This is a genomic window from Treponema sp. R6D11 (assembly GCF_054786075.1).
In genome coordinates this window covers 1-4,581 of the sequence record NZ_BDHD01000144.1, presented here as the reverse complement: position 1 = coordinate 4,581, position 4,581 = coordinate 1, and the positions used below count along the sequence as shown (strand labels likewise).

Sequence of the window (4,581 nt, the reverse complement as noted above, 5' to 3'; positions counted from 1 at the left end):
AACCAATCGCCCTCATAATACCCATCTCCCTAGCCCTCTCGTGAAGTATCAGCCTAAAACGGTGTTAATTAACGTCGCCCGGGTTTTTATCACGCGTATCTGCGCCTCGTTTTTCCCGTCGTTAAGGGCTTCTAAAAGAAATCTTCCGGCGTTATTATCAGGAGAGGCTTTATGATAAAAAAGAAATTTTTTGTAATGTTGATTTTATTCTGTACCGTTCACGCTTTGCAGGCGTCCGATCAGGAGCTTCTGGCAAAGGTCGATTCCCTTGTAAGTTATTTTGATACGGATTTTTCGGCGGAATACACTATCGTTCAGGACAAGCCCGGCCAGTCGCGCACCACGACCGTCGCGGGCGTTTTCCGCAGGGACGCGAAAGAGCAGTATGTGATTGTTATCATGCAGCCGCCGATCAGTAAGGGGCAGGGGTATCTTAAAGAAGGGAAAACCCTGTGGTTTTACGATCCGGAAAGCCGACGTTTTAACACGACTTCAAGCTCGGACCGTTTCCAAAACACGAACGCGCGCAATTCGGATTTTACCCGCTCCACTTTGGCGCAGGACTACAAAGTGGTAGAAGGCACGGACGTTAAGCTCGGGCGTTTTAACTGTAGGCTTCTTACGCTGGAAGCCGTAACAAACGACGTAACGTACCCAAAAATGAAAGTTTGGATTAGCGAAGACTTCCTGCTTAGAAAAACGGAAGATTACAGCCTGTCCGGACAGCTTCTGCGGACGACGGCCGTTTCCGATTATTACAACATGGGCGGCTATTATGTCCCCAAGCAGATTCTTTTTGTGGAAACCTTAAAAGGCGCCGTAATTAACGGAACTTTTGTAAATGAAAAAACGCAATTTACCATTACCAAGCCGTCTTTTACAAAAGTCGCCGATTATATTTTTTCCAAAACTTTCCTAGAAAACGTAAACCATTGAAAAAATTATTTATTTTCCTTATTCTTATTTCCCTCCTTACTTTCCATGTAACGGCTCAGGCGAAAGACGATCTTTTGGATATAGATTTCGACTCCATTTTTGACGAGTCCTTTACCGCAAAGGAAAACGCCTCGGCGGCGCCGGCGGACGCCTCTCCGGTAAACGTAAACAAAAGCGGCATAATCTTTGGTACTTCTTTTGATTTTCAGGGCGGCTTCGCGCCGGGCTGGACCCTCGCGCCCTGGCATTGGGACGGAACGGAACAGAGAACTTGGGGGCAGGGCGTTAAAATGGTTTCCAATTTAAGCATTAACGCCCAAATTTCCGAAACGTTTAAGGTTTACACGTCCTTAGGTTACGGCGTTCCCGGCTTTTATTTCGCGTTAGGCGATTTCTTTTTCGACTATAATTTTTTAAACAGGGTTTTTATCCGCGCCGGAAAATACGAACACTCCTGGGGACATTCCGGTTTTACAAACTTGCTCGCCCGCGTGCCGGACGTGGGACCTTTCGGCCCTTCATACGTCGTAAAAGCCGATGTCCCGATAGGTATCGGCGGCTTTCAGGCCTTGGCATTAACAAGGGTAGATATCGCGGGAAATAGAATTCCCGAACAACTGAAAGAATTGGCTTTTGGGGCGAAATACAACATAGCTTTGCGATGGGTAGATTTGGACATGGGGGTGTTTTACCAGCGCGATGCCATGCCCACACGCGGATTTTTATCGATGAAAACCACGTTGGGAAAAACGGAACTTTACAACGAATGGCTTGTAGCGGTAAACACCCACACGGATAACGCCGTAAGCTTCGCCTCCAGTATCGGGGTTGGAAGGGATTTCTATGACAACAAAATCACCCTTGGCGGCACGGTTTTTTACAACGGCGAGGGAAACACTTATTTTTTCAAGCCAAAAACCGATTTTACTGAACAGGAAACGGTAGATATTTTGGATCAGTTTTATTTAGGGTTTAGTTTCGTATACAGGTTCGACTTAAAAGGCGACCCGAAGTTTTTTACAGGCGTAAATTTTTCCACCGCGGAAAATTCCTACCAGGTTGTCCCCGGGTTTACCTTTACGCCCGCCGACTACATAGAAGTTTACCTCGCCGTCCCGATGGCCCTAGGCAACAAAGACGGCTACTATTACACCCACACCGCCGACGCCTTCAACAGGCCGTTTAGCATTACACTGCTTATTACGTTATCAGGCAGCGTGTACGCTAGTAGCTTCTAATTAATTTTACCGATACAAGCAAAAAAAACCCTCGCAGGCGCGAGGGTTTTTTGTTTTATCGCTCTTTCGGCCTACAGCCCCAGCAAATAACTATTCAACACATTCTCCAAATATTCCTGCTTTCCGCTCGTAATGCCCGTCTTGCCGTATCCGGCGTCCGTTCCAATCTTCGCTAACTGATCCAACGTAAGCTCTCCCTTGCTGAATTTCGCGCCGTCGCCGGATGTGAATGACGCGTAACGGTCTCTCACGAAGTTCGGGATAATTCCGTCGTCGATGATTCTTTGCGCTACTTCAAGACCTACGGCGAAGGTGTCCATGCCGCCGATGTGGGCGACGAAGAGGTCCGCGGGGTCTACGGAGTTTCTGCGGATTTTCGAGTCGAAGTTTAAGCCGCCGGTCGTGAAGCCGCCGATTTTAAGGATTGTGAACATCGCCATCGCGGTTTCGTAATAGCTCATCGGGAACTGGTCGGTGTCCCAGCCGTTCTGCACGTCGCCGCGGTTGGCGTCCACCGAGCCGAAGAAGCCGGAGACGGCGGCGGTTTCCAACTCGTGGGCGAATTCGTGACCGGCGAGCTCGGCGTGGTTGGCTTCGATGTTCATGCGGAAGTCCTTATCAAGACCCCACTGGCGCAAAAAGCCGATGACGGTTTCCGTGTCAAAATCGTACTGGTGCTTTGTCGGCTCCATCGGTTTCGGCTCGATGTAGAACACTCCCTTAAAGCCCTGTTTGCGGGCGTAGTCCCTCGCCATCGTAAGGAAACGCGCGAGGTTTTCTTTCTCTCTTTTAAGGTCGGTGTTAAGAAGGCTCATGTAGCCTTCGCGGCCGCCCCAGAAAGTGTAGCCGGCGCCGCCGAGTTCTATAGTCGCGTCAATCGCGGCTTTTACCTGAGTAGCGGCAAGGGCGACGACACCGAATTCGGGATTGGTCGCCGCTCCGTTCATAAAGCGCGGGTTGCCAAAAACGTTAGCTGTTCCCCAAAGAAGTTTTACTCCCGTTTCACCTTGGAGTTTTTTCGCTTTCGCTACCAGCGTCATAAGGTTCCTTTCGCTCTCGGCGGGGTTCGCGCCTTCGGGAGCCACGTCCCTGTCGTGGAACGCGTAGTATTCCGCGCCTATCTTCGTAAAAAATTCAAAAGCCGCGTCCATTTTTTTGTCCGCCGCGTCCATCGCGTCCTTCGCTTCCGTATTCCACGGGAAGATGTGCGTGCCGGGCCCGAACGGGTCGCCGCCGTCGCCGCAAAAGCTGTGCCAGTACGCGATAGCGAAGCGCAGATGATCCCTCATCTTCTTTTTGCCCACGACTTTTTCCGCGTCGTAAAACTTGAACGCCAGAGGGTTCTTGCTCTTTGGCCCCTCAAATTTGATTTTTTTGATTCCGGGGAAATATTCTTTTCCGCCTACGAAATAATCCGCCATTTTAGCCTCCAATAAAATTAAATTACTTATACAAAGGGCTTAAAACCCCAAGATACTTGGAATATACCGCGTAAGCGTCGTCATACAACTTTACGCTCTTTTTGTCCGGCAGGATCCTTGCGCCTAACGCGACATGCTCGTCCGCCAGTTCTTCAATCGAACTTTTCTTCCCTTCCCAATGCGTATTCTTCTGCAGGCACCAAAGCGCCTGAATCGCGCTCCCTATCGCGGCGGCTTCCGAGCTTGTCGGGATATGGACGGGCAGGTTCATCACGTTAGCCGCAATGTTCTGCCAAAGCTTGCTTTTCGCGCCGCCGCCTGTCAGCCGGATTTCCTTAGGTTTGAACCCTAGCGCCTTAAAGCCGTCCAGCCCGATTCTCATTCCGAAAATGGCGGACTCTAGCGCGGCGCGCGACAAATTTTCGCGCTTAAAGTTGGCGGCGGTAATGCCGTTTATGCTCGCCCTGCCGTTGGGCAGGTTGGGGGTTCTTTCCCCGTTAAAGAAGGGCAGGATTACGATGCCGTCCGCGCCGATTGGGGATTTTTCGGCTTCCGCGTCAAACGCCTTTACGTCCAATTCCATAAGCTTGCGGAATTCTTCGCTCGCCACGGTGCAGTTCATCGTGCAAAGAAGCGGAAGCCATCCGTTGGAAGAAGAACAAAAGGCGGCTAGGTTGCCCGTGGGATCGATAACGGGCTTTTTTGAAAAACCGAAAAGAGTGCCCGAAGTGCCAAGGCTCATGGTAAGGAAGCCGTCGCGGACGGCCCCCGTGCCTATCGCGCTCATCATGTTGTCGCCGCCGCCTGCGGAGACGAGCGTCCCTTCGTTAAGGCCGTATAATTCCGCGGCCGCCTTGCTTACCTTTCCGGCGGTTTTGTCGGAAGCCGTAAGCGGCGGAAGATATTTTTCCAAACGGATGGCTTCCGCTTCCTTGCTCTTTGGCCCCTCAAATTTGATTTTTTTGATTCCGGGGAAATATTCTTTT

At 50.7% G+C, this 4,581-nt stretch carries 4 protein-coding genes; 2 read left to right on the top strand and 2 right to left on the bottom strand.

Annotated elements, in window-relative coordinates; all coding sequences use genetic code 11:
• Positions 1–171 precede the first annotated feature (171 nt).
• Positions 172–936 (top strand): outer membrane lipoprotein-sorting protein, encoded by a 765-nt coding sequence (locus ACYVTD_RS10035; RefSeq protein WP_461247642.1) that lies wholly within the window; start codon positions 172–174, stop codon positions 934–936.
• A complete protein-coding gene (locus tag ACYVTD_RS10030) occupies positions 933–2,174 on the top strand; it encodes a hypothetical protein (protein WP_461247641.1) in 1,242 nt (413 codons plus the stop codon). The genes ACYVTD_RS10035 and ACYVTD_RS10030 overlap by 4 nt, the downstream gene beginning before the upstream one ends.
• A 71-nt stretch (positions 2,175–2,245) precedes the next feature.
• Here ACYVTD_RS10030 and xylA read toward each other — a convergent pair whose 3' ends face one another.
• Both xylA and ACYVTD_RS10020 read right to left on the bottom strand, forming a co-directional pair.
• Complete coding sequence (xylA, locus tag ACYVTD_RS10025; protein WP_461247640.1) at positions 2,246–3,595, bottom strand: xylose isomerase; 1,350 nt, start codon at positions 3,593–3,595, stop codon at positions 2,246–2,248.
• Between the two features lie 22 nt (positions 3,596–3,617).
• Positions 3,618–4,581, bottom strand: a 964-nt coding sequence (locus ACYVTD_RS10020; RefSeq protein WP_461247639.1) for an FGGY-family carbohydrate kinase, incomplete at its 5' end; no start/stop codon positions are given.

Bases quoted from the DNA above. Each gene is read 5' to 3' on its own strand.
- xylA (WP_461247640.1), bottom strand. From the start codon at position 3,595: ATGGCGGATTATTTCGTAGGCGGAAAAGAATATTTCCCCGGAATCAAA.
- ACYVTD_RS10035 (WP_461247642.1), top strand. From the start codon at position 172: ATGATAAAAAAGAAATTTTTTGTAATGTTGATTTTATTCTGTACCGTT.